Annotated in this window: 23 protein-coding genes and 1 tRNA gene; 7 read left to right on the forward strand and 17 right to left on the reverse strand. The window is 35.9% G+C overall.

All coding sequences use genetic code 11. The annotated features are described in order from the left end of the window. Window positions 1-1,332, forward strand: coding sequence for a glycosyltransferase family protein (locus LS65_RS06445; protein WP_034362480.1), 1,332 nt, complete (start codon window positions 1-3; stop codon window positions 1,330-1,332). Between the two features lie 15 nt (window positions 1,333-1,347). Next, a complete protein-coding gene (locus LS65_RS06450) occupies window positions 1,348-2,031 on the forward strand; it encodes a hypothetical protein (protein ID WP_034362481.1) in 684 nt (227 codons plus the stop codon). Here LS65_RS06450 and LS65_RS10420 read toward each other — a convergent pair. The 10 genes from LS65_RS10420 to serB form a co-directional block, all read right to left on the reverse strand. Continuing rightward, window positions 2,028-3,413 carry a methyl-accepting chemotaxis protein gene (locus LS65_RS10420; RefSeq protein WP_034362483.1) on the reverse strand — a complete coding sequence of 462 codons (1,386 nt, stop codon included), beginning with the start codon at window positions 3,411-3,413 and terminating at the stop codon, window positions 2,028-2,030. The two genes, LS65_RS06450 and LS65_RS10420, sit on opposite strands and share 4 nt — an antisense overlap. Before the next feature lie 85 nt (window positions 3,414-3,498). Continuing rightward, window positions 3,499-3,574 (reverse strand) — tRNA-Lys (locus LS65_RS06460). A 120-nt stretch (window positions 3,575-3,694) separates the two neighbouring features. Beyond that, on the reverse strand, window positions 3,695-4,687 hold the full coding sequence (locus LS65_RS06465; protein WP_034362484.1) for a beta-ketoacyl-ACP synthase III: 993 nt from the start codon (window positions 4,685-4,687) through the stop codon (window positions 3,695-3,697). 8 nt (window positions 4,688-4,695) lie between these two features. Continuing rightward, window positions 4,696-5,688 (reverse strand): phosphate acyltransferase PlsX, encoded by a 993-nt coding sequence (plsX, locus tag LS65_RS06470; protein ID WP_034362485.1) that lies wholly within the window; start codon window positions 5,686-5,688, stop codon window positions 4,696-4,698. Window positions 5,689-5,713: 25 nt separating this feature from the next. Then, complete coding sequence (gene rpmF / locus LS65_RS06475; RefSeq protein WP_034362486.1) at window positions 5,714-5,863, reverse strand: 50S ribosomal protein L32; 150 nt, start codon at window positions 5,861-5,863, stop codon at window positions 5,714-5,716. A 2-nt stretch (window positions 5,864-5,865) separates the two neighbouring features. Continuing rightward, on the reverse strand, window positions 5,866-6,258 hold the full coding sequence (locus tag LS65_RS06480; protein ID WP_034362487.1) for a DUF177 domain-containing protein: 393 nt from the start codon (window positions 6,256-6,258) through the stop codon (window positions 5,866-5,868). Continuing rightward, a complete protein-coding gene (gene ndk, locus LS65_RS06485) occupies window positions 6,259-6,672 on the reverse strand; it encodes a nucleoside-diphosphate kinase (protein WP_034362488.1) in 414 nt (137 codons plus the stop codon). Between the two features lie 126 nt (window positions 6,673-6,798). Then, window positions 6,799-7,977, reverse strand: a complete 1,179-nt coding sequence (locus LS65_RS06490) for a glycosyltransferase (RefSeq protein ID WP_034362490.1) — start codon at window positions 7,975-7,977, stop codon at window positions 6,799-6,801. Further along, complete coding sequence (locus LS65_RS06495) at window positions 7,977-9,410, reverse strand: mannose-1-phosphate guanylyltransferase/mannose-6-phosphate isomerase (RefSeq protein ID WP_034362492.1); 1,434 nt, start codon at window positions 9,408-9,410, stop codon at window positions 7,977-7,979. Before LS65_RS06495 ends, LS65_RS06490 begins: the two co-directional genes overlap by 1 nt. Before the next feature lie 2 nt (window positions 9,411-9,412). Beyond that, window positions 9,413-10,051: a phosphoserine phosphatase SerB gene (gene serB / locus LS65_RS06500; RefSeq protein ID WP_034362494.1), complete on the reverse strand. Its 639-nt coding sequence runs from the start codon at window positions 10,049-10,051 to the stop codon at window positions 9,413-9,415. Window positions 10,052-10,130: 79 nt separating this feature from the next. On the opposite strand from serB, the gene LS65_RS06505 reads away from it, so the two are divergent. The 3 genes from LS65_RS06505 to LS65_RS06515 all read left to right on the forward strand — a co-directional run bounded on the left by LS65_RS06505 (window position 10,131) and on the right by LS65_RS06515 (window position 15,744). Further along, window positions 10,131-10,961: a methylenetetrahydrofolate reductase gene (locus tag LS65_RS06505; protein ID WP_034362495.1), complete on the forward strand. Its 831-nt coding sequence runs from the start codon at window positions 10,131-10,133 to the stop codon at window positions 10,959-10,961. 87 nt (window positions 10,962-11,048) lie between these two features. Further along, window positions 11,049-13,163: a site-specific DNA-methyltransferase gene (locus LS65_RS06510; RefSeq protein WP_034362496.1), complete on the forward strand. Its 2,115-nt coding sequence runs from the start codon at window positions 11,049-11,051 to the stop codon at window positions 13,161-13,163. Further along, complete coding sequence (locus tag LS65_RS06515; RefSeq protein WP_034363309.1) at window positions 13,156-15,744, forward strand: DEAD/DEAH box helicase family protein; 2,589 nt, start codon at window positions 13,156-13,158, stop codon at window positions 15,742-15,744. The genes LS65_RS06510 and LS65_RS06515 overlap by 8 nt, the downstream gene beginning before the upstream one ends. A gap of 53 nt (window positions 15,745-15,797) precedes the next feature. Here LS65_RS06515 and LS65_RS06520 read toward each other — a convergent pair whose 3' ends face one another. The 7 genes from LS65_RS06520 to LS65_RS06550 are packed head-to-tail and all read right to left on the reverse strand — an operon-like array spanning window position 15,798 to window position 23,658. Next, complete coding sequence (locus LS65_RS06520; RefSeq protein WP_034362498.1) at window positions 15,798-16,292, reverse strand: chemotaxis protein CheW; 495 nt, start codon at window positions 16,290-16,292, stop codon at window positions 15,798-15,800. A gap of 1 nt (window position 16,293) precedes the next feature. Beyond that, window positions 16,294-18,672: a hybrid sensor histidine kinase/response regulator gene (locus LS65_RS06525; RefSeq protein ID WP_138129797.1), complete on the reverse strand. Its 2,379-nt coding sequence runs from the start codon at window positions 18,670-18,672 to the stop codon at window positions 16,294-16,296. Window positions 18,673-18,715: 43 nt separating this feature from the next. Then, window positions 18,716-19,642 (reverse strand): chemotaxis protein CheV, encoded by a 927-nt coding sequence (locus LS65_RS06530; protein ID WP_201274341.1) that lies wholly within the window; start codon window positions 19,640-19,642, stop codon window positions 18,716-18,718. A gap of 20 nt (window positions 19,643-19,662) precedes the next feature. Continuing rightward, window positions 19,663-20,562 carry a metallophosphoesterase family protein gene (locus LS65_RS06535; protein WP_052061115.1) on the reverse strand — a complete coding sequence of 300 codons (900 nt, stop codon included), beginning with the start codon at window positions 20,560-20,562 and terminating at the stop codon, window positions 19,663-19,665. Window positions 20,563-20,570: 8 nt separating this feature from the next. Then, window positions 20,571-21,614: an N-acetyl-gamma-glutamyl-phosphate reductase gene (argC, locus tag LS65_RS06540; RefSeq protein WP_034362501.1), complete on the reverse strand. Its 1,044-nt coding sequence runs from the start codon at window positions 21,612-21,614 to the stop codon at window positions 20,571-20,573. Window positions 21,615-21,623: 9 nt separating this feature from the next. After that, complete coding sequence (locus LS65_RS06545) at window positions 21,624-23,018, reverse strand: M20/M25/M40 family metallo-hydrolase (protein ID WP_034362503.1); 1,395 nt, start codon at window positions 23,016-23,018, stop codon at window positions 21,624-21,626. A gap of 10 nt (window positions 23,019-23,028) precedes the next feature. Continuing rightward, the gene (locus LS65_RS06550; RefSeq protein ID WP_034363315.1) at window positions 23,029-23,658 is read right to left on the reverse strand and encodes a class II aldolase and adducin N-terminal domain-containing protein; all 630 of its coding nucleotides are present in this window, start codon (window positions 23,656-23,658) and stop codon (window positions 23,029-23,031) included. Window positions 23,659-23,938: 280 nt separating this feature from the next. On the opposite strand from LS65_RS06550, the gene LS65_RS06555 reads away from it, so the two are divergent. Together LS65_RS06555 and grpE are read left to right on the forward strand one after the other, a co-directional pair. After that, a complete protein-coding gene (locus tag LS65_RS06555) occupies window positions 23,939-24,718 on the forward strand; it encodes an HrcA family transcriptional regulator (RefSeq protein WP_236096666.1) in 780 nt (259 codons plus the stop codon). Window positions 24,719-24,732: 14 nt separating this feature from the next. Continuing rightward, on the forward strand, window positions 24,733-25,269 hold the full coding sequence (grpE, locus tag LS65_RS06560; protein ID WP_034362507.1) for a nucleotide exchange factor GrpE: 537 nt from the start codon (window positions 24,733-24,735) through the stop codon (window positions 25,267-25,269). The last annotated feature ends 35 nt before the right edge of the window (window positions 25,270-25,304 follow it).

Consider the following 25,304-nt stretch of genomic DNA (forward strand, 5'->3'; position numbering starts at 1 on the left):
ATGTTTAAACGTATATGGACTAGGTATAAGGATTCTAATTTTCGCACAAATGTGATATTTTGCCTGATTTTAGGCATTAATTTATGTTTTTTATTCCTTGCTTGTGGGGATATGAGTATTCATCATAAAGAAGCTGCAGGATTGTTTTATTCTGATGATTTGGCATTTGTGCTTGCAAGATATTCTATTGCGCTTTTCGGGCAGAATGATTATGCTCTGCGTGCGCCTTTTATTTTGATACACGCGTGCAATATGTTTCTTTTCTATAAGATTTCTAGAATTTACCTTAAAAAACCACGAGATGCGTTAGTAGTGGTGATGATTTATGCCCTTTTACCAGGTATTATTTTTAGTGCGTTATTTGTAATAAAAAGTGGGCTTATTATTTGTGTAACGCTTTTGTGTTGTTATTTTCAACTTAAAAATCAAAAGATAATGCTTTATGCTGTGATGTTGGTGGCCGTATTTTTAGACGGGAGCTTTGCGATTTTGTTTTTTGCATTATTTTTCTTTGCGCTTAAGAACAAAAATGTGTTTGGTATGTCTCTTTCACTTTTATTTTTTGCACTAAATATGTATCTTTTTGGGTTAGATATTTCGGGTGTGCCGCGTAATCATTTTCTGTCAAATCTAGGTCAAATGATGTTTTTCTTTTCACCCCTTTTGCTTTTGTATTACTGCTATACGCTTGTAAATGCACTAAGAAAGCAAAACAATATACTTGTAAGCATTGGTGCGACTTCTATGTTTTTTGTTATTTTGCTTTCCATTCGCCAAAATGTGGATTTGGAGAGTTTGTTTCCTATGAGCGTGGTTGCACTTCCTGTGGCTATACGGCAATTTTTTTCGGATATGAGAATCCGTCTAAGCCCTTTTAGGACGAACTATGTGAGACGTTTTGCTGTCATTTTCACACTTCTTTTAATACAAAGCTTTGTCTTATACTACAATAAGATTCTCTATCTTTTTGGTATAGAGCAACATTTTGCAAGCTCATATTATATCAGTAAGGATATTGCTAGAGAATTGCATCAAAGGGGTATTGAATCTGTGGGTGTGGGCAATGATAAACTTGCTTTAACTTTAAGATTTTATGGAATAGAGCAAGCAACAACGCCTTATCTACTTCCGATAAAAAATCTTAATGAGCATTATGAAAATGAGATTCCTATTGTATATTTAGGCAAAAAGGTTGCTTCTTTTGTGTTACTTCCCACCAAGCAAAGCTCCCCTATTACTACCACGCAAGCAAGACTAAAGCAAAAAAGTAAAGATTCTAAAAAACCGCGCGAATCTCCCATACCGCCTACACAAAATACTCATACACCATAGGCAAATTCTAAGCATATGAAAATTTTTGAGTATATCATCGCTATAAGCCTTTTACTTATTCTTTTTTTGCTCTCTCCTAAATATACTTCTAATCATTCTTTAGAAGTTGCACATAGTAGTCTTTTGGCACATCTTAAAATGCTTCAAATGACTGCTTTAAGTGATGATAGTGCATTTTTACAGGGTGCAGATACACGCGATATGCTCCGTAACTATCCTTCACTCAATGCAAACGCTTTGCTTTCTCATCATCATAATGCGATGTGGCAAGTGCAATTTCATCTTGGCAAGGTCTATACTACACATAGCTATAGTCTATATATTGATACACCACGATTTGCTTCAACTACACATTTTGATTCTCGCCCTATGGCTGGGGATATTATCCTTAAAAATATGGATAGAAAATGCCTAAGTGCATACAATAACACAAACACTGCACAGGAGTGCAAGAATAATGCTTTTATGTTTGTGCGTTTGGGAGAATATTTTGGTGTGGAGCATATTCTTATAGAATCTGATAGCTTTTGCAAAGAAAGACAAGGTGCGCGTGTTTATTTTGATAGATATGGCACACCTTATTGCGGAAATATACCTACACCATTGCGCTCGCCTTTTAAGGTTACACTTCTTAAGGGCACGTATATGAAAAGTGTGTGTATTTTACCGCAAAATGGGCTTATTACCACGCAGTGTTAATTGTTTGAATTTTGTGCTTCTAGTATCTCTATGAATCTATGGCTATGTTGTTCTAGTGTGTTAAGATTCTCAATAATGATTTGTGAATTTTGTGTTGTGATATTTTCGTGAAGAAGCATAATGGCATTTTTGACACAATCAAGCATTTCTTTTTGTAAGTTAGATAGAGAGCGCATATCGATATGGAGTGTCTCTAGATTCTCTTCTTGGGCTAAAAGCTTACCTGTGGGGAGTGTATGTTCAAAATCTAATATTTCTTTACCAAGATTGAAGCTAAGATATACGCTTGATTTATATACTATATGCTCAAGTTTGCTTATACTTAATAAAAGTCGCTTCGAGAGCTGCTGGAATGCCGTAAAGAGATTAGAAGTGCTTTGCTCCATTGTATCAAATATATGATTGAAGTGATTTGTGCGCTCACTACTCTGCTCTGCAATATTTGCAATTTTTGATGAACTTGCTGTGATTTGCTCAATTTCTTGTTGCATTGTCTGTATCACAATAGAGATATCATTTGTTGCTTTATGAGTGCGCTCGGCTAATTTCCTCACCTCATCAGCCACGACAGCAAATCCTCTTCCGTGTTCCCCTGCTCTTGCTGCCTCAATAGCTGCGTTTAAAGCAAGGAGATTTGTTTGTCCTGCAATGTCTGTGATGATGCCAAGCACCTCGCTAATATCACGCGATTTTGAAGCAAAATTATCAATGATAGTGCTATTTTCAGTGATAAGTTCTGTGAGGTCGCTAATGGAATTTGTGATAGATGATACATCTTCCTTAGAATTAAGCGAGAGAGTTTTCATACTTTCTACATTCTCATCTACAAGTTTCATATATTCCATATCGTTTTCTAAATCTGCACTAATAGTTGTTAGGTCTGTGTTTTGATTTTCTAAACTCATATCCATAAGCGACTTAGCAAGAGCATTTTTGACATTATCTTTAGCATTTTGTTCAATGCTTGAAAGTGCTTGATTGATTGCTTGAATATTGCTCACAAAGGCTCCCTTAAGTCCTTGCTCAAATGCTTTGCGATAGAATTTTCCCTCTTGTGCGCAGCGAATAGACGCGCTAATTTCACGCATAAAAGCTTCAACATTATCAATAAGAGTATTGACATTGTCTGCGAGTTTGTGCAAATCTTTATCAACATTAATATGAAGCAGACGCTTTTCAAATTTACCCTCACGATAATATTGTGAAATATTCACGACTTGCTGGATAAAACGTGCCCTTTTAGCAAAGTGATGGTAGCCAAGATATGAAAAAATCATAATCAGAATATAGCAGAGGATATGCCAACTTATCCCATAAAATATAATATCTATACCGATACCAATCAGGCTAAGAGCCACCACGAATGCAGTCATTATTTTCATAGTTCAAGCCTTGAGTAATATTTTAAAATTGTATCTTTGTTTTTCCGTTTTTGTGAGAATCTACAAAAATGGCAGAAAAGGTAAATGGTGGACGCGCAGAGGATCGAACTCTGGACCCACTGATTAAGAGTCAGTTGCTCTACCAGCTGAGCTACGCGTCCATTAAGCTTATAAGATTTGTTGTGTAAGGATTGAAATCCTATAAGGAAGCATAATTATACTTTGTGGAATGTTAGTTTTTGCTTTATTGGAGGTAAGATTCTATAAATTTATGTATAGAATTAAAGTGTTTTACCACCAAAATACACGAGTGCAGATCCCCAAGTTAGACCTCCACCAAAAGCATCAAGTAGCATCAAATCACCATATTGAAGTTTTTTTTCTTCATAGACATCATTTATTGCCATAGGGATAGAGGCTGCTGAAGTGTTACCATATTTATGCACACTTATGACAATTTGTTCTTCTGTAAAATGAAGATTTTCACCTACGGCATTAATAATACGCAGATTAGCTTGATGAGGGATAAAAAATGCGACATCTTTTGGTGCAATATTATTTTTTTCCATAATGTCTTTTACATCAGACACAAGTGTTTTAACTGCAATTTTGAAAGTTTCATTGCCTTTCATTTGCACATATGAATCCGCAAATTGCGTTTCCTGTCCAAAATATGTATGTGTGCGTGGCACACAAAGAAAATCTTGATATCTGCCATTTGCTCCAAGATGCACATCAAGGATAGAGGCATTTTTATCTTTAGTGGCACTGATGACACACGCACCTGCCCCATCACCAAAAAGCACACAAGTGCTTCTATCGCTAAAGTCAAGCACCGAACTTAACTTTTCTACACCAATAATAAGAATTTGTTTAAAAGTGCCAGATTCTATAAATGATTTTGCAATGCTAAGAAGATAGATAAAACCACTGCACGCTGCAGCAATATCAAAAGCCGCTTTATTTTCAATACCAAGCTTAAAAGAAGTAACACAAGCAGTGCTAGGCATATTGAGATAGTCTGGACTAAGTGTTGCTACAATCACTGCATCAATATCTTTTGGGCTAACACCTGCGCGTTCCATCGCGAGCTTACCTGCTTCATAGGCAAGGTCGCTTGTTTGCTGACCATATTGTGCGAAATAACGTGTTTTGATGCCTGTGCGTTTAGTAATCCATTCATCACTTGTGTCAAGTGTCTTTTCAAAATCCGTATTATTTATGGCGGTAGGAGGGATGTAAGAGGCAATTGATTTCATTGAGGCGTATAACATTGTAATCCTTATTCCAGACTTTTTTGTGCAAAAGTAGTGGTAAGCTTGGCACAAATATCAGATGAAATAGCGTGTAAAGCTTGATAAATAGCACATTCAATAGCACGAGCGTTGGAACTTCCGTGACTAATAATCACAACTTTTTGCACACCAAGCAATGGTGCGCCACCATATTCACTATGATCCATTTTTTTCTTTAGTCGTTTAAATACACCACCCAAAAAGAGTGCGCCAAACATTGAACAAATACAAGATTTAATTTCTTTTTTCAACACATTGCTTATTGCAAAAGCTACACCCTCACTTGCTTTTAATACAAGATTCCCACTAAATCCATCACATACAATCACATCAACACTGCCATTAAAAATATCTCGTCCTTCGACATTACCTTTGAAAAAGTCAAAGCTTTTTAAAAGCTTAAAGGTAGCTTTGGTTAATTCATTGCCTTTGTTGTCTTCTTCGCCATTAGATAGAAGTCCAACGCGTGGATTTTCAAAGCCTACAACATTTTTTGCGTATTCATAACCCATAATGGCAAAATCTACAAGATATTCGGGCTTACAATCTGTATTTGCTCCTGCATCAAGAATAATACTTGGTTTATCAGTGATATTTGGCATAGTAGTGCATATTGCAGGGCGAGATACGCCTTTAATGCGTCCAATTTTAAGAGTAGCTAAGCTCATCGTTGCTCCGCTGTGTCCAGGTGAGACAAGTGCATCTGCTCCACCATTTTTTAGAATCTCGGTAGCTTTAAAGATAGAAGATTCTGTCCGTTTAGTAGCACTTGAGGCAGATTCTTCCATACGAATATAATCTATGCAATGCACGATTTCTACGCGTGATTGAAGATGTGAGGGGATAAGGGGAGTAATTTGTGCTTCATCGCCAACAATTATAGCAATAAATTCACGAGATTCTAATGCCTGTAATACTCCTTGAACGATAGGTGTTACTCCATTATCTGCGCCCATAACATCAATGGCTATTTTTAGCATAAGCACTCCTTAAAGAAACTTAAGATTATTTGTAGCTGCCTGTAAATTTACTGATATGATGAGGCATTTTCCAGCTGCCATCTTTGTTTTTAATAGGTTTTGCAAGTGCCACTTTATAGTGTGTGCGTCTTTTTGCTGCTCGTGTTTTGCTTACGCGTCTTTTAGGAACTGCCATTTTTACTCCTTCATCTCAAAATTTTTAGTGTGATAATCACTTCGTATAGATGTGATTTCACTTTCTAAAATATAATGTAAGTCAATAAAGCCATCAAAGAATTCAATAACATCAAAGCTATCAAGCCTTTTGCTTTGGCTTTGTGAATCCCAGATACCATCTGAAATATACAAAACCAAAGGATAATTAATCGTCTCTGCATACATTTCACCGCTATTATCACACACAAGCTCAAGTTGTCCAGAAATGTTTCCATTTAATTGTAAAATTTGAGAATCTATACGTTTTATCTGCCCTTTAAGCGTGATATATTCGGTGATTGTTTTGCCCTCATTATCAATGCTAAGGGCAATATCTTTAGGCGAAGAAGAGATTTTTCTCATCGCGATTTTCAATTAACAAATCTCCCTTGCACCAAAGAAAAATGCTATTTCATTTTTTGCATTCTCAAGACTATCGCTTCCATGCACCGCATTTGCATCAATACTATCTGCGAAATCAGCGCGAATTGTCCCTTTTGCCGCTTCTTTTGGATTTGTTGCGCCCATAAGCTCACGATTTTTTGCTACCGCATTTTTGCCTTCAAGCACCATTACAACTACTGGTCCGCTTACCATAAAATCAACTAAATCTTTAAAAAATGGTCGCTCTTTATGAATGGCATAAAAAGTTTCTGCTTCACATCGTGTAAGTTGTAGTTTTTTTATTGCTGCAATGCGGAGATTATTGCTTTCAAAGCGGTCAATAATTTTGCCAATCACACCTTTTTTGACTGCATCGGGCTTGATAATTGAGAGTGTTTGTTCCATAAATTTTCCTTTCTTTATTGGTATGTGGATTAAATGCTAAAAACTTCAGATTTTATCTAAAAAAAACTTGCTTTAATATAAATATTGATGTAGAAATAAAAAATAATTTTAAGGATATAATGTTTATCAAGTGTTAATGGCTTCAAATAGTATAGGATTTGTCGTAAAATCGGTGATAGCTTCTTCATACATATTAATGATGTTATCAATGCTTTTCTCAAGTGCATATTTTGCTGCACTTTTGGCATATTGCTCTTTCATCTGCTCTCGTTCTTTAGAGTGTTCTATCCAATAGTCAATTTTTGCGCTTAAATCCGCTATATTATTTGTTTTAAATAAGCTTCTTTCATCAAGGGCAAATTGTGTAGTAGCACTTATTTTAGAATCAGCAATAATAGGCACTAATCCAATAGAAATTGCCTCTAGGCAAGAAATAGCCTCGCTTTCAACTTCCGCGGTATGCACATATAAATGGCAACATTTAAGCTTTTCAATGAGTATGTTATTATCAATAAAGCCAAATTCAGGTGGATTGATTAAAAGTTTATCGCAGAGTTTGCGTAAATATTGCTCTTTTGGTCCAATTCCGTGTAGATGCAATTTGATATTGTTTGCATATTTACTTTGAGCAATAGCTTTTATCAAAATATCTTGCCGTTTTTCTTTAGAGAATCTCCCCACTGAAATAATATGAAAAAATGTATCATCAAATGGTTTCACGCAAGATCGCGCTGTATTAATTTGGAATCCATTACTTATAACAAATTTTTTCCCACCATATCCTGCTTTTTGTATTTCTTCTTCCATAAGCTGACTTGGGCAGTGGATATGATGTGTGTAACGATAAAAAGCTTTATAGAATCTCCTAAAAAGATAAGCATTAAACCACTCAAAGTTCATATTCATATTATAACTGATATGTTGAGGTTGGAGGTGAAATGCACTTATGTAGGGAATCTTCATCTTTCTACACAAATGAACCCCTGCAATTTCTAATGCGAAAGGCAAATAAAAATGTGCAATATCACAACCTTTAAGGGCAGATTTTAAAATGTGAGAATCTGGTGAGCCAAAAATCATATGTTGCTTATGCGAAATTTCTGTAACAAGCGGAATATATCTTTCTTTGACAAAATAAAACTCTTCACCGCCATTTTGCTCATTACTTTCTTCTTGTGTGGGGCTTGTTGTAATTATACGAACGCAGTGTCCTCTCTTGGTTAAATCTCTTGCAAAGCGAAAGGCTGTCATAGAAGTGCCATTGCTTCTATCTTTATAACTATCTATGACTATGGCTATAATCATTATTCACGTTGATAATCATCGCTCAAGCGCACGATGTCATCTTCACCTAAATATTCTCCCATTTGCACTTCAATAAGCACAAGAGGAAGGATTCCGGGATTTTCAAGTCTATGTACCTCACCCATAGGGATATAGGTGGATTCATTTGCTTTTAAAAAGCTTTCTTTTTCACCAATAGTGATGATTGCCGAGCCACTTACAACAATCCAATGCTCATTGCGATGATAATGTTTTTGTAGGCTCAATCTACCCCTTGGTTTGACGATAATTTGTTTAATTTTGTAATTTTGAGATTCTAATAAAATTGTATAGCTTCCCCAAGGACGATGAGCGGTTTTGTGAATCTTGGTAATTTCAGGGTGAGAGATTTTTAGCATATTGACAATATCTTTGACTTGCTGCGAGTATCCTTTTTTTGCAATTAAGAGGCAATCATTTTCATCAATAATCATTAAATCCTCTATCCCAATTCCTGCTACAAGTTTGTTTGACATAACAAAATTATTGACACAATCTTTTTGAATAAATGTATTTTTACTTGCATTATGTGCTTCATCAGTCTGGTATTCGCTTGATAGAGATTCAAAGCTTCCTATATCATTCCATACAAAATCTCCAGCCACACAAGCAACTTTTTGACTTTTTTCCATCAATGCGTAATCTATACTAATATCAGGGAGATTTTCGCTCATTTTAGTGTCTAAGCGGATAAAATGCTCACTCTCCTTGTCTTTACTTGCTTCAAGGGTAAGTTTGCAGCCTTCATAGATTTGCGGACTATGCTCTTTGATTTCTTTTAAAAAAACTTCCGCTTTAAAACAAAACATACCGCTATTCCACAAATAATTACCATTTTTTACATAGTTTGTAGCATCTTCAAGGGAAGGTTTTTCAATAAATTTTTCTACCACATTATCTTTTGCTTTTATGTAACCATAGCCTGTGTGCGGACAAGTTGGCTTAATACCAAAGGTAACCAAAAATCCTTTTTGTGCTAAATCTATAGCTTCTTGTATGGCTTTTTGGTAAGCGGGGGCATCTTTTATGAGGTGGTCGCTTGGGAGAGCAAGGATTATATCGTCTTGTTTTTTTGAGAGCGTAAAATCTTCAAAGACTTTAAGAGCTGCAAAAGTAAGAGCGGGAGCAGTATTTTTGCTTACAGATTCTAAAATAAATTCTTGTAATGGAATCTTCGCTTTATGTGCTTGTTCTTGAGCAATGAAGTAGTGATTATCATTGGTAATGATTTGAAAGCTACCATCGTGGCTTTTACACAAAAATTCATTGCGCACAAGTGTTTGGCTAAAAAGTGAGTGTGATGGTGTTTGAGAATCTTCTGAAGGGAGCAGAGATACAAATTGTTTAGGCAAAAGCTCACGTGATAGAGGGAAAAGTCTTGTGCCAGAGCCACCACAAAGAATTGAGATCGTCATATTTACTCCTTAAAAGGGATATTGAGTGCTTTGGGGATTTCTCTTAAATCTTTTGTATCAATGATAATGTTTGCCTCTTTTTTAAGAATCTCCTTTGCACAAAAGGCTATGCGCACATCAGCATAGGCAAACATACTTAAATCATTTGCACCATCACCCACTACAATGCTATCTTTACGCGTGATGCCGAGTAGATTCTGCAAACGCTTAAGCATTATACCTTTAGAATCGCTAAACATCATCTCTCCACCTACTTCACCGGTTAGGATAGAATCTTTATGATGTAAAACATTGGCAAAACTCGTATCAAGCCCCAAAATATCTACAAAATAATCAGTAGCAATATGAAATCCTCCGCTAAAGCATACGACTTTGTAGTTTTGTGCCTTCAAAGCTCTCACACAAGGTAATGCACCATTCATAAGTGGTAGATTATGCGCTATCTCTGTGGCTTTTTGTAAGCTTAATCCTTTTAAGAGTGCTACACGATTTTTAAGACTTTGGTAAAAATCAAATTCCCCATTCATCGCTTTATGAGTGATTTTTTCAACTTTATCGCTAACATTATGTGCTTTGGCAAGTATATCAATCGTTTCGCCGTCCATAAGAGTAGAATCAAAATCAAAAACAACAAGCTTCATATTAAATACAATGTCCTTGCAAAAAAAATGCTAAGATTATAGCATTTAGGATTTAAATTGCAATTAATGGGGAGTGATGATGTTTGGGTTTGAGTTTCTGCCACAAGATAGAGAAGAAGATATAACGACACTTAGGGCAATGCGTAATGGTGCGCAAAATTATCTTAAGCAAAAGGTGGATTTTGTGCTTATCCCTGCAAATGTGCGCAAAAATGCAGGTGTAAATGCAATTTTAAGTGCCTATATGCTCTCACTTCATTTTAAAGATATGTTTTTTGTGCCTACAATAAGTGCAGCAGGACTGGATAAAATACAGATTCTTTCCCAAATCCTAAGCTTAAAATATGCAAATTTCACTTGCGTAGCCCTTATTGGTGGAGATGATACAAATAAAGTAAGAAATGAAAAAATAGATGGTATAGAGCTTATTCAAATGACAAGAGATGCATTAGGCAGCGATATAAGCATTATAAGCGGCACTCCCACAGACATAAATAACCCTACAACAAGAGAGCGATTAGTGCAGAAACTTTATCTTGGCGTAGATAGGATTATCACTCAACCTATTTTTTGTCCAAATCAAGCAAAGGAGTTTATCCGAAGTTTTACAGAGTTAAAGAGGCAGAGCAAAAGCAGTGCAAAACTGAGTTTGGGTGTATTTGGGATTTTTAGTTTGCAAAGTGTGAGAGCGATAAATGAAGCACATTTAGGCTTTGAAGTGCCTAAGAGTTACATAGAGCAAATGCAAGGGGAAGCAGGGCAAGAAGATTCCAATACAAGTTTAGTGGCATTTAAGCATTTATGGGAGAATTTGCAAAAAATAGGACAAGAAAATGATGTTTATCTCTATCTCTCCACACCAAAACATAATGATTTAAGGGCTTATGGAGTGCAAGTGAGTGAGAAATAAGCTTAAGGAAATGGGTATTACCAAAGAATAAAGGCTTTTAAAAGTAAAAGAGTGTAAAATTGCGTGAAATTTTAGTGAGAGGTGATTATGAAAGCTTTGCTAGCGCGTTTGGAGGAGAAATTTGAATCTATTCAAAAATTAAAGATTCTTGCTTTAAAACAAGATGAAGTTTTACTCACAACTTTATTACAAGATTCTAAGCTCAAAGAGACATTTTTCACACAAATAAGAATACTTTCTATTCCTACCCCCCCCCCATTAAATGACACTAAAAAGCAAGAAACTTCCCAACATTTCAACTCACAAGATTCTCAAATATTTATTTTTAAACAAAGCGATTTTTTAGAATTCCTCAAACTTCGCATTTTGGATAAAAGCTACACAAAGTTTGCTAACAAAATTGGATTAAGTGTCAATAATGAGCTATTAAGGATAGATTCTCAAGTGGTGCTTAATTTCCCTTACAAAGATTGTGTGCTTAAAGGTGGGCAGAGTAAAGATGAGGAGAGAAGCAAGGAGATATTTTTTAATGAGATTTTAGCTCACGATGAGATAGATGTACTTTTTGTTCCAAAAGTGCTACACAAATTTGAACTTATAGGTAGCAATTCGTCTCTTACGCAAGATACTAGAATTGCAGACTCTACTCGCCTTATGAAAGATTCTTTTCGTAAAAATTCCCCCAACCTCCTCATCAAAGGTAATAATCTCATAGCCTTGCATTCTCTTAAGAATAATCCTGCTATCTATGGCAAGGTAAAGATTATTTACATTGACCCGCCATACAATACAGGCAATGATAGCTTTAATTATAATGATAAATTCACTCATTCGGCGTGGCTTAGTTTTATGAAAAATCGCCTTGAGATAGCGAGGGAGTTTTTGCGTGATGATGGTGTGATATTCGTGCAATGTGATGATAATGAACAAGCTTACCTTAAAGTGCTAATGGACGAGATATTTGGGAGGGAGAATTTTATCGGGTGTATTGTGTGGCTTAAAGGCAATGCGCAAAATGATGCTGTTAATTTACAAAAAAACCAAGAATATATCCTTTGCTACGCTAAGAATATAAAAACAAATCCACTTTATAAAATCAAGCAAAAAGTAGAGGTAAGGGCTTTTAAAGATGATAAAAGCGGGAGATTCTATTATGAGGGTGCAGGGCTTACAATGGGTGGAGGAGACGGCGGAAGTTTAGAAAATAGACCAAATTTAGGCTATACATTTTATTATAATCCACAAACACAAGACATAAAGCCTATTTTAGATTATGATAAAGATTCTGTAAAAACTATCACAAACCACGAGGAACTCTATAACGATGATAAAGAATTAATAGAGCAAGGCTATGTGCCAATACGACCTCCAAAAATGGGTGCTGGAAATGGGTGCTGGAAATGGGCGTTGGGAAAAACGCTTAATGAGATTGATAGAATCCTTATTAAAAAAAGTAAAAATGGCTATTCTGTTTTGCGGAAAGAATGGCTAGATTCTAAAAAAGTGAAGCAAGATGAAAAGGGATTCTATGCGATGATTGAGAAAGAAAATCCGCCTAAAAGTTTTATTGATTTTGTAGGTAGTGGCGTAGGTAGCAAGGAAAATAAGGCGATTTTTAATGCCAAAGTATTTAACAATCCTAAACCAGAATCCTTACTCAAAAGAATCATAGAGCTATCCACTAAAGAGGGAGATTTGGTAATGGATTTCTTTGCAGGAAGTGGCACGACATTAGCAGTAGCGCATAAAATGAATAGAAAATGGGTAGGGGTAGAGCAAATGGATTATATAGAAACAATCACAAAAGCAAGACTAGAGAAAGTCATAGCAGGAGAGCAAGGGGGAGTGAGTAAGGCAGTAGGTTGGCAAGGCGGGGGTGAGTTTGTGTATTGTGAATTAATGCCACTTAATGCAGTGTATAAAGAGCAGATTATAAAGGCTAAAAACGCAGTAGAGTTGGAATCTATCTATAAATACTTGCAAGAAAAGGCATTTTTGGATTATAGGGTAGTTTTACAAGAAATGTTAAAAGATAAGGAATTTAAGGAATTAGACTTAGAATCCAAAAAAGAAATCTTAAAATTAGCCTTAGATTCTAATATGGACTATGTTCCTTTAGGGGATATAGCAGATAGCACTTATAATATATCAAGTGAGATTATCGCGCTTAATAGGGCATTCTATGGAAAAGAAAATGAGTGAGAATAAATTACAAGAGATTATCACAAGGGAATATGGCAAAAGGAATATAGAAAAAATAGAAATCCCCGCATATATTACGCAGAATCTAAGCAGAGAGTTAAGAGAATATCAAAAAGAAGCTTTGAAACTTTATTTGGCTCAAAGGGAGCTTTGTGCAGACAAAACTTTGCAAGGCAATCACTTAATGTTTAATATGGCAACAGGCAGTGGCAAGACGCTTATAATGGCGGCTTTAATGCTACACTGCTACAAAAATGGATATAGGTATTTTGTGTTTTTTGTTAATTCTATCAATATCATTGAAAAGACAAAAAGTAATTTTTGCGATAGTGAGAGTGAAAAATATCTTTTTGCAAAGTATATTAACATTGATAATAAACGAGTGTCAATCAATGCGGTAAATAACTTTAATGAGGCAAGAGAGGATTGTGTCAATATTGTGTTTAGTTCAGTGCAAGGGCTTTATAGCCTTTTTACACAAGAGAGAGAAAATGCCATAACTTTTGCGGATTTGCAAGGGCAAAAAATTGTCTATCTCGCCGATGAAGCACATCATTTAAATAGTGAGACAAAAAGCTATTTAAAAGGTGAGGAAGCACAAATAAAAGAGAGTTGGGAGGGCGTGATAAAAAAAGCTTTTGAAGCCCATAGTGAAAATTTAATGCTAGAATTTACCGCTACGATTCCAAATCATAGTGCAGTGCAAGAAAAATATAGGGATAAAATTGTTTTTGAATACAATTTAAAGCAATTTAGTGCGGACAAATATAGCAAGAGAATCTATCTTTTGCAATATAATGGTATTGAAAAGCAGGAGCGGTTTTTAGGCTCTTGTGTTTTAAATATTTACCGAATGCTTTTAGCACAAGAACATAATGTGTTTTTAAAGCCTGTGGTGTTATATAAAAGCAAAACGATAAAAGAATCAAAAGAGAATGAGGAAGCCTTTAAGATATTTATAAAAGAGCTAGATTCTATGCAAATTGCGCAATTTTTGGCAAGCTATGCACATCTTTCAAAAGGCAATGAGAGTGAGCAATCTTTGTTTTTTGAAGCACAAGAATTTTTTGAAAGAAAAAAAATAGATTCTAAAGATGTTTGTGTGATGATACAGGAGCTTTTTAGTGAGGAAAATGTCCTTAATGTCAATGAAGATAAGCAGTTGCGTGAGCAGCAAATATTATTGAATTGTTTAGAAAGCAAAAGCAATGAGGTGAGAGCTATTTTTGCAGTAGATAAACTCAATGAGGGTTGGGACGTGCTTAATCTCTTTGATATAGTGCGTTTAAATATTGGTGCGATAAATGACACAACAAAAGAAGCACAACTTATAGGGCGTGGGGCGAGATATTATCCATTTAAGATAGAATCTAGCGATGAGGCATTTAAAAGAAAATTTGATAGTAGCACTTCTTCACTTCGTGCGCTTGAGATTTTAAGCTATCACGCAGCGAGTGAGAATGAATTTATCACAAAATTAAATAATGAGCTTATATCAATAGGGTTAAAGCAGAGTGATAAAAATAAAATTACACTTAAGGTTAAAAAAAGCATAAAAGAGGGAAATTTCTACAACTTGGCATATTTTGCGACCAATAAAAGATACAAAAAATCAAGCACAAATACGCTTTTTTCTGAAGAGAGTGTGTGTAAAATCATAGAGAGGACACAAGATATAAAAATCCCACTCATAGAAGTAAAGGGAGTGATAGAAGATGAAATGCTAACAAAAGAGATAGAAACTAGTCAAACTTATCATAGAGATGAGGAATTTTTAATTTTATCGCCGCATATTATTGCAAAGGCTATGAATAAGCTAAGCAAGGATTATAGCTTTGATGTATTGAGTGCAAAATTTAATGCTATAAGTAAGCAAGACTTTATTGAGAAATATTTGAGCAATCTTAATATCAAGTTACATTCTCGCCAAAGCGAAGAGGGTATAAAGATACCTCAAATTGCTTTGAAAATAGCTATTTTTGTGTTGGAACATTTTGCACAAAGTATTCATAATGAGCTAGATTCTTATGAGGTGGGCAGATGGGAAGAGAAGCCTTTAAGCATAATCAGCGATAGAGAAATGTATAGAGATGAAAAAAATAGCGATGTGCAAAAAGAAATAAATTATGAGTGGTTTATTTTTGACACATTTGTAGGGAATGAGCTTGAAATAGAATTTTTAGATTTTATAGAATCTCAAAAAGAGCTTGTAAATAAACATTTTAGTCAATGGCTTATTGTGCGAAATGAGAGATTTGCCGAATGTGTTGTGTATGATGATAGAAAAAAATTAGAAAATGGAGAAGTCAATAAGACTTATGCGCAACGATTTGAACCCGATTTTTATTTTTTAGGCAAAAGAGTGGGGGAAGTTTCTATTATATGTCAGTGCATTATTGAGCCAAAGGCAGAACATTTGGTAGATTATGATAAATGGAAAGAGGAGTTTTTAGAAAATCTCTTATCACGAACAAGCGTAAAAACTAAAAATATTTGCATAGATGTGAATGGAATGCCTTTTTATAAGAAGAAAAATAATGAAAAATTTAGAGAGAAGTTTGAAAATTTTGTAAAAAAATAATCTTGTATTTTATATCTCTCCAAAGTGGAGAGGCTAAATAAAAACAAAAAGAGCTAAAAGTCTCGTTTAAGTAAATTTTCTACACTTAGAATTGTGATGAGACGATCCTCTCGCTTACCAATACCTTGCAGAAGATTCTGGTTTTCATTAAAAGTTTCAGGGATTGGCTCAATATCACTTTCAGGGATACGCACAGCACTTGTGAGTTTATCAATCATAAAGCCAATCATTTCATCTTTTTGAGTAACGACTAAGAATCTCGTGTCCGCATCTTGCTTAACAGCAGGCAAACCAAATTTGAGACGCATACTGATTAATGGCAAAACCGTTCCACGTAGGTTAAATACACCAAGCACATAATTAGGCACTGCTGGAACGCGTGTGTATTCGATTGGTTTAATGATTTCTTTGACATTTAAAATAGGCACAGCAAATTCCTCATTGCCAATCATAAAGCCAATGATATGGAGAGTTTCCTCTATAGGAATAGAGTCGTTGTCTTTGTTTTGTTGTTTATTTAGAACTTCTTTTAATTTGCTTTCACTCATCTTATTCTCCATCAATAGTTAGGTTAATATTGCGTTTTACAACATTGACAAGGTATTCTGGCGTGTAAGGTTTGGTAATATATTCTGTCATACCTGATTCTACACCTCTCATTCGGTCAGTCTTGCTATTTCTGCTTGTAACAGCAATCAGTGGAAGGTTCTTGAATTTATTGTATTTCCGCACTTCGGAAGCAAAGGTATAGCCATCCATTTTTGGCATTTCAATATCTACAAGAACCGCATCAAGATGTTTGTCGCCATTTTTTACAATATCAAGTCCATCTAAGCCATTTGAAGCTTCAAGAACGGTAACACCAAGTGTTTTAAGACATTTTTTCATAATAGCCCTATCTGTATTGCTATCATCAATAGCTAATACTACATAATCACTTGGCGAATGTTTTGCATTTGCAGTAGTGTTTTCTTCAGCAGTTTTTGTAATATTGACTTTTACTTCTTTTGCCATTTCCATCATTGCTGCCACATCGACAATCATTGTAATCTTACCATCACCACGCACTGTTGCCCCAGCGATTCCCTCTGTTCCTTTAAGATAGTAGCCAAGAGATTTAATAACCACCTCTTCCTGTCCTACGAGATAATCTACAACTACACCCATTTTTTGTTCTGCTAAACCGATTACAACGACATAGACATCATTTGTGCCCTCTAATACAGAATCCACCTTGAAAATATCAGCTAAACGCACGATTGGAAGCACTTCATCACGCAATCGCAATACACTTTTGCCATCGACTGTGTAGATTTCATCTTGACTTACACGCACGGTTTCAATAACTGATGCAAGAGGAATTGCATAGTATTCTTCTTGCACTGCCACAAGCAAAGCTTGGATAATAGCAAGCGTAAGAGGGATTTTAAGTTTTTGCGTTGTTCCTACGCCTTTTTCGGATTCAATATCAATGATACCATTGAGTTTTTCAATGTTGGTTTTCACCACGTCCATTCCTACGCCACGTCCAGATACATTTGTAATTGCTGCTGCAGTTGAAAATCCGGGTTTAAAAATAATACCATAGGCTTCTTTATCGCTCATATTGTCAGCTTCTCTTTCACTAAGAATACCTTTTTCAATACCTTTTTGTTTAAGCATTTCTGCATCTAAGCCTTTACCATCATCGGTAATTTCAATTACAATGTGGTTTCCTTCGTTATATGCTTTTAGATTTACTGTTCCTGTTTCTGGTTTGCCTGCTGCCTTACGCACTTCTGGAGTTTCAATCCCGTGATCGCAAGAATTACGAATAATATGGACAAGTGGGTCGCCTATTTCTTCTACAATGGATTTATCAAGCTCTGTTTCTTCACCGCTGATGACAAGGTCTATATTTTTATTAAGCTCACGAGAGAGGTCGCGCACCATACGAGGGAATTTATTAAATACTTTTCCTACAGGTTGCATACGCGTTTTCATCACAGCAAGCTGCACATCTGTTGTAACAGAAGAGATAGATGCCACTACTTGATTGAGTTCTTCAAGGAATTTTTCCCCATCGTATCGCTCTTCAACATCACCATAAATTTTAATCAAGCGGTTTTTGCCTAGAACAAGCTCCCCGATAAGATTCATAAGGTGGTCTAATCGCTTCACATCAACACGCACAGTTTGTTCCACATTTGCTGCAGGTGCTTTTTCGTCTCCACCTGCTTTTTTAGGGGCAGCTTTTGCAGCCGCAGGTTTTGGTGCTGGTTTAGATTCGGGCTTGGCTTCAGCAACAGGTGCTTTTGGAGCTTGCACAGCAGGTGTTGCTCCTCCTGCTTTTTGTGCTGCACGCGCTTGTTTGTCTGCCTCTTGTCGTTTTTTCAGTAATCTTTCGATTTCTGCTTCGACTTCCTCACCACTCATATGGGAATAATCAAGCTCTGGCTCATCAGCAAGAGGATTGTTTGCTGCTGCACCACTTGACGCACTTGGTTCAGCTGCTGCTGGAGCTGGAGATTCGGCAGGTTTAGCTTCTTCTGCCGCTCCGCCATTAGATATGGTTTGAAGACGTGCAACTGTGTCATCAATTTCTATCCCGCTATTAGCATCAGTGCCACTATCGCGTATTGCGCTAAGAAGAGACTTCATTAAATCCACAGAATGAAGCACCACATCCATAACATCGGGAGTAATCTTTAATTCATCACGCCTTGCTTTATTAAGCACATCTTCCATATTGTGTGTCAAACGAGTCAAAATATCAAAATTTAGAAATGAACTTGAACCTTTGATTGTGTGGGCTACTCTAAAGATTCTGTTAAGCAAGTCAAGGTCTTCAGGGTTGCTCTCAAGCTCCACTAAATCTTGATCAAGTTGCTCAATCATTTCAAAAGCTTCTACGAGGAAGTCTTCCATTATTTCTTGCATATCATCCATTGTGAATCCTCATAACGAAATTTTTTAAAAAGGCATTTTACTATTATTTTGACAAAATTTTGCTTATCTCATCATAAAATAGTTTTGGGTCAAATTTAACCAAATAAGCTTCAGCTCCAATTTTTTTACCTTTCTCAGCACTGATTTTATCGCTAATTGATGAGTTAAATAGAAGCGGAATCTTGCTAAATCTTGCATCATCTTTTACTTGTGCTGCAAAATGGAATCCGTCCATTTTGGGCATTTCTATGTCAGAAATAATAAGTTTTAAACGTTTGCTAATACTATCACCCCAACGTTGATGGAGCTGTTCTAAACGTTCCAATCCCGCCGCACCATCTATTGCATCAATGACTTCAAAACCAATATCTGTCAGCATTTTTTGCAAAAGTTTGCGTGCGATAGAGCTATCATCGACAATAAGCACAGTGCCTTCAAATTTTTGTGTAGGTTTAAATTGTTCGACATCGGCACTATCACCACTAGGCATATGAAAATCAAGGTCATCAATAATGCCCTCTAAATCGAGAATAAGCAAAGTGCGTCCATCTTCTATACGTGTTGTGCCTGTAATTTTTCCTCTTTGCTCATCATTACTTAGACTAAACATCGCAGATTCTATATCTGCCCAACTTACACGCCTAAGCCTTCTTGCTGAATGAACGACAAAACCTAATTGTTTATTGTTAAATTCTGTAACAATAACTTTTTTTTGAGTTTTTATATCTTCTTTTGATTTGATATTCATCCATTTGGTTAAATCAATAAGAGGCAATATATCTCCACGCAAGTCAAACATACCAAGCATATATTCTGGACTGCCCGGAGTTTCAAAAATTTCTTCAGGATAATCAACAATCCCACTGACTTTAGCAACATTGATACCATATACACCTTCGTAGGTTTGTCCATCTTTATCTTCATAGAGCCTAAAATCTACAAGCTCCATTTCGTTGCTAGCAATTCGCATAACATCGATTTTATCGCTTTTCACTTATCCTCCTTGTGTATGTTTAAGAAGTCAAATAAAGATTTTATAGCAAAAATGCTTCCATTGACATAAAATGAAGGCAGAGATACATACAAAATTCTTTTATTGGTATCCGTGTATGTTTGCCCGATATGAAAATGCCCTTCTATAATTACATCAATATGGGAATCTGTATTTGCACCATAGACTGCATTGAGCATCTGAAGACGCTTTTGTATAAAGTTTTCATACGCTGCAATGCGTGTTGGTGCAAATGCGGACATTTCTACTTTGCCTGCACGAATATTTTTTTGATTGACTTTTGTAATAATATATGAATAAAGATTACCAAAAGTTACAATATCACATAAAGACATAAGAAATCTTGTGAATCTTGTTTGCATAAAGCGTATGTATAGCTCGTATTTTATGTTTAAAAATAAGTCGCCGTGTGCGAGCAAAATATGCTTTGTTTCCTCTTTGTGTTTAAAACAAAATACCATAGGCTGCTCTGTGCGCTCTATAATTTTTATATGTTGAAACAATTTTTCTTTAAAGCTTTTGAGTTTAAAGTCGTGATTCCCTTCAAACCACCATATTTGTGTCAATTTGCTTAAAGATTCTATACATACAAGTAATTTTTGATTTGATTTATAGCTTGAATCTACTCCACCAAGCAAAAGATGAGCAATATCGCCCATAAGAAAAATTTGCGAAGGGATATGCTGTGAGTTAGCTAAAAGACTTTCAAAATAAGCAATGAGTGATTGTGAGGCGATTTTACTTTGCTCATTGGTTGTTGTAGGCATAAAATGCGAATCTGCTATGAAAATAGCATCATTATGGATAAGTGGTGCATTTTCCCATAATGTGGCTATTTTTAGATTATCTGTGCTGTTATATGCACTATCATTTTGCATATATAATCCTAAAACAAGCCATAAGGCACTTTCGGCACACCTAGGCTCTCATCTAAGCCGCACATAAGATTTGCATTCATAAGTGCTTGTGAGCTTGCCCCACGCAAAAGATTATCAATGGCTGAATTGATATATAAATTTTTGCCACTTGTAGCGACAAAAATATCACAAAAATGGCTTCCTACAACTTGTGCAATGCTCACAGGATTCTCTCTTATACGGATAAATGGCTCATCTTTGTAGGCATTATGGAGAATTTCTTGTGCTTCCTGTGTCGTGAGGGGTGATTTTAGTGTCGCAAATACGCTCACAAGCATACCACGCGTTAATGGTGTAAGATGTGGAACAAAAACAATATCGAGCTCCTTTTGACTAATATCACTGCATTTTTGAGAAATTTCTATTTGGTGGCGATGGGTAAGAGGTGAATAGCTGAAAAGATTTTCATTAATGTGTGAAAAATGTGTATTATCACTAGGGTTTTTTCCTGCACCACTCATACCACTTTTTGCATCAACAAACACACCACAAGAGGGATTGATAAAAGACACAAAAGGAAGCAGGGCTAGAAGTGTGGCAGTAGGATAACAGCCCGGATTTGCTATAAGATTGGCTTCTTTTATACTTTGGCGATAATATTCTGGTAGTCCATAGACGGCACGAGCGAGATTTTCTGTGTCTAAATGAGGACAATAGTGCGCTTGATAATTTGTGGCATTCAAGCGATAATCTGCTGACAAATCAACAACTTTTGCTTGAGGATTGAGGCTAAAAATTTCTTTTGCCATAGTCATTGCGCTTTTGTGTGGGAGAGCAAGAAAGATAAGATTACAAGATAGCAAGGCTTCTTTTGCATCTGCCTTATGGATAGGCAAATCTGCCAAGGACAAACCTTTAAGCATTTTATGAATCTGCTCTAATTCTCCCTCTCCTTGAGAATTTGCTATGTAGCTAAGGCGAAAAATAGGATGATTGATAAGCAATTTAACAAGCTCTAAGCCTGTATAACCACTCACACCGATAATGCCGACATTGATTGTTTGGTGAGACATAACTTCTCCTTAATATGAGCTGATAAAATCATCTAAGATTGCACAAAAGATTCTAAAATGCTCTATATTAAGTGATTCATTAAGGCTATGTGGAGCATTGATAGTGGGACCAATAGAGATGACATCAAGATTGGATTGTGAGCTGTGTTTGAGAATCTGCCTTTTTAGAATCCCACATTCAAGTCCTGCGTGGATTTGTGCAAGATGAGGTGTGATTGAATACTTTGTATAAATCTCACACAGAAGTTTTAAGGCTTTGTGATGAGTATCTATGCTCTTCTCCCACGGACTATAATGTCCTTTTGTTTGAATCTTGCAGTGAGGATTCAAAAATGGAACGCTTATCTTAAGCTGTGCAATAGTGCGTTGCAATAAACTATCAGTATTCGCTCGAGCCATAAGAATAAGCTCTAGTTTATCATCTTTTTGTTGTAAGGTGGAGAGGTTGAGTGAAGAGAGAGTGCCTTGAGTTGAGCTTGCATACACGCCGCTATGTATGCCACAAATAAGAGGAACGATAGAATCTGTGTGATAGGCAAATGTTGGGTGAGATTCTATTTGTTGAAGAGATTGCAAGGGTGCAATATCAAAAAATGCCCCATTTGCAGTCGTATAGTGCGGATTAAGTGGTGCATCACATAAAATAACAGAATCTATACCCACAGGGATAGAGTTACGCTTTTCACCGGCTTTAAGCGTGAGAATGTAGGCATTAAGAGAAGAGAGAAAAAAGCCATATTCAACAATCACATTTTCTGTATTCTTGCCAATATCAATGCCACTATGCCCACCTAAAAAACCTCTGCTTGTAATGCGGTAGATATAAGGGTGTGTAGCAAGAGCAGATTGGATATCTTGTGAAAATGCCTTGAGATTTATTTCACATTCTATATCCACACCCCCAGCACAACCTAGCACAATTTCGTGCAAATCTTCGCTATCAAGATTAAGGAGTAAAGATGAGTGAATTCCGAGTGCTAAATGATTTGCTCCTATCATTCCTACTTCTTCATCATTAGTAAAAAGTAATTCAATATCAGGTGCATTTTGGGCAAGCATACAAGCCATACCTATGCCATTATCAGCTCCAAGCGATGAGTTTTTTGCATACAAAAACCCTTCTTTTTCAAAGATTTCTACACCAAGATGTTTTGTAGAATCTCCCACACATACCATATCATAATGGCTTTGTAGGCAGATGCGTGGATTGCCTCTTTTGGCATAAATGTTGTATGTCTCATCAGTGCGCACCTCATAACCTTTTTTGTGAAGTGTATCACAAAGATAAGAAAACATATTTTGTGTATGGAAACTGCAATGTGGAATAGCACAAAGTGTGCGGAATTCTTCAAGAGATTGCGTAAAGAAAGCAGAGGGATTATTTTGTGCAATGTGATTATTCATTTGAGAATCCTTATATATCATATTTTGGGCTTGTTTGAAAAATTTCGCCTAACTCTGCGTTGTAATGAGCGATTTTGCAGGAATTTTCAATCAATGCGATAATCTTACCAAGCGTATAAAGGTCGCGTGCATAAACATATGTTCCATAGCCTTTAATAAGCATAAATGGGTGAGAATGTTCCTTGAAATATCGTGGAATATCTGTATCAGCTCGGTCTGCCCAAGTTTCATAATCTTTAGGGTTAAAAATATCAATGTGTGGAGAAAGAAATTCATACCCAAAGTAGTCTTTTGGTTCTAAAATATCATACTTAAGTGAGTAAGAAACAAGGTAAGGTGGGGAGGCAAAGGCAATAAATTTTGCTTCACTTGAGTTCTCATAGATTGCTGCGTGGATAGGTGCGTGTAAGCTTGCTTCGTTCCAGCGATAATCCTGTTTGTGATAAAGCGTAATCATAGAATCTGTGTTGAGATTGTCAAACACGGCGTATTGCTTATTAATCAAAAAGCGATTTTTTGAAATTCTCGCGGAGATTGAGCCGTGAAAAATACTAAAAAAATCTTTTCTAAACATTGAAAGTGAGATGCTAGCAATATCTGCTATGAGCTTGTCGCTGACTTGAGAAGTATGTATATTCATAGGTAGATTATAGCATTTTGTGGGCAATAGCACAAAAATCCATTTAAAAATACGCTGTAATTCAGATATATAAATTATATTACATAATATTTTTAAATAAAATTATTTAAATAACTTTATAGTAATATACTAAAGTTTTATAAAATTTAGCAATATTTGATTTTATTTGCTAATTTTATGATATAATATTCTCGTTTTGTTAAAAACCAAAACATAATTTTTTAAAAAGCCATTATCTATAAAATATGTGTAGGGTAGAGATGCTATGAGCAAAAAGGAAATGCTACTTTCTCGCGTGATTGTTGAGTATTTGAAGCACAGAGAGCCTATCGGATCTGAATCTTTAAAGATGCTTATGAATACAAAAATTTCATCTGCGACTATACGCAATTATTTTAAGGTTTTGGCTGATGAGGGGTTGCTTTTTCAGCCTCATATCAGTAGTGGGCGCATTCCTACTTTTGAAGCCTTGAAATCTTATTGGTATAAGCAGATTGATACAAAATCTGTGATGGAAGTAGATTCACCAGAGTGCATTAAAAGGGCTTGTTTTGAATCTCAAGTTTTTTGTGCTCTAAGCATTGAACAAAGTAATCGATTGTGTGCTGTTACACGTTTAAGTAGCGATAAACTCTTGCTTGAGTTTGAGCATATTGGCGTTACTTTGCCTTTTTCGACTACAATTGAGCGATTTTTGCGTGAGTTAAAGGGCTTAGAGCTTGTTGATGTGCGTAAAATTGCCTATCAAGTGCGTGCAATGAATCTACTCGAAGTGCTTACTTGTGTGCAAAGTCGAAATCTCGTGCGCTTTGGTGTTGGAGCTTTGGTTCAGGCATATCATTATAATAGTGATGAGCAAAGCTTTTATGCTATTGTCGATGGGAGTATATTTGACTCTCTGCAGCTTGGCATATATTGTGAGGAGGTGTTACCTAAAGGTTATATGGCGATTATGCAAGATATAGTATTAAAAACGCAACCTGACAAAAAAAGTAGAATGCTTTGTGTCGGGGCATTGGATAGAGATTTTACCCATTTTTTTGGGTGTATTCAATCTTAGAGAAAGGAGTGAGTATGCAAGAAGAAGAAAAACAATGTGAAGATGAGCTAGAAGCACAAACACAAAGTGATAGTGAAGAAACATTAGAAGAGAATGTGGAAAGCCCATCGGAAGATTATAAGTTTAAATATGAAGAGTTAAAAGATCAATATATGAGGGCATTTGCTGACTTTGAAAATACTAAAAAACGATTAGAACGTGATAAAAATCAAAGTTTAGAATACGCAAATGAGCGCATTATGAATGATTTGCTTCCTGTGCTTGATACATTAGAAAAAGCTTTAGAGAGTGCCCAGAGTAATCCAGAAGCGGGAGCAATCGCACAAGGATTACAGCTTACACTCGATAGCTTTCTTAAGGTATTGAGCAAGCACGGCGTAGAAGTGATAGCCACAGATGGAGAGTTTGACCCAAATCTACACGAATGTTTGATGCAAGTGCCAAGTGAAGAAAAAAATGATGGAGAAATTCTCCAAATCTTGCAAAAAGGATTTGTGTATAAAGGTCGGGTGATACGCCCATCTATGGTAAGTGTAGTAAAAAATGCGTAGGATTTAAAATCCTTCACAAAATTTATTTTATTTTA

Source organism: Helicobacter japonicus, from assembly GCF_000762845.2.
In the GTDB taxonomy this organism is placed as follows: Bacteria; Campylobacterota; Campylobacteria; order Campylobacterales; family Helicobacteraceae; genus Helicobacter_C; species Helicobacter_C japonicus.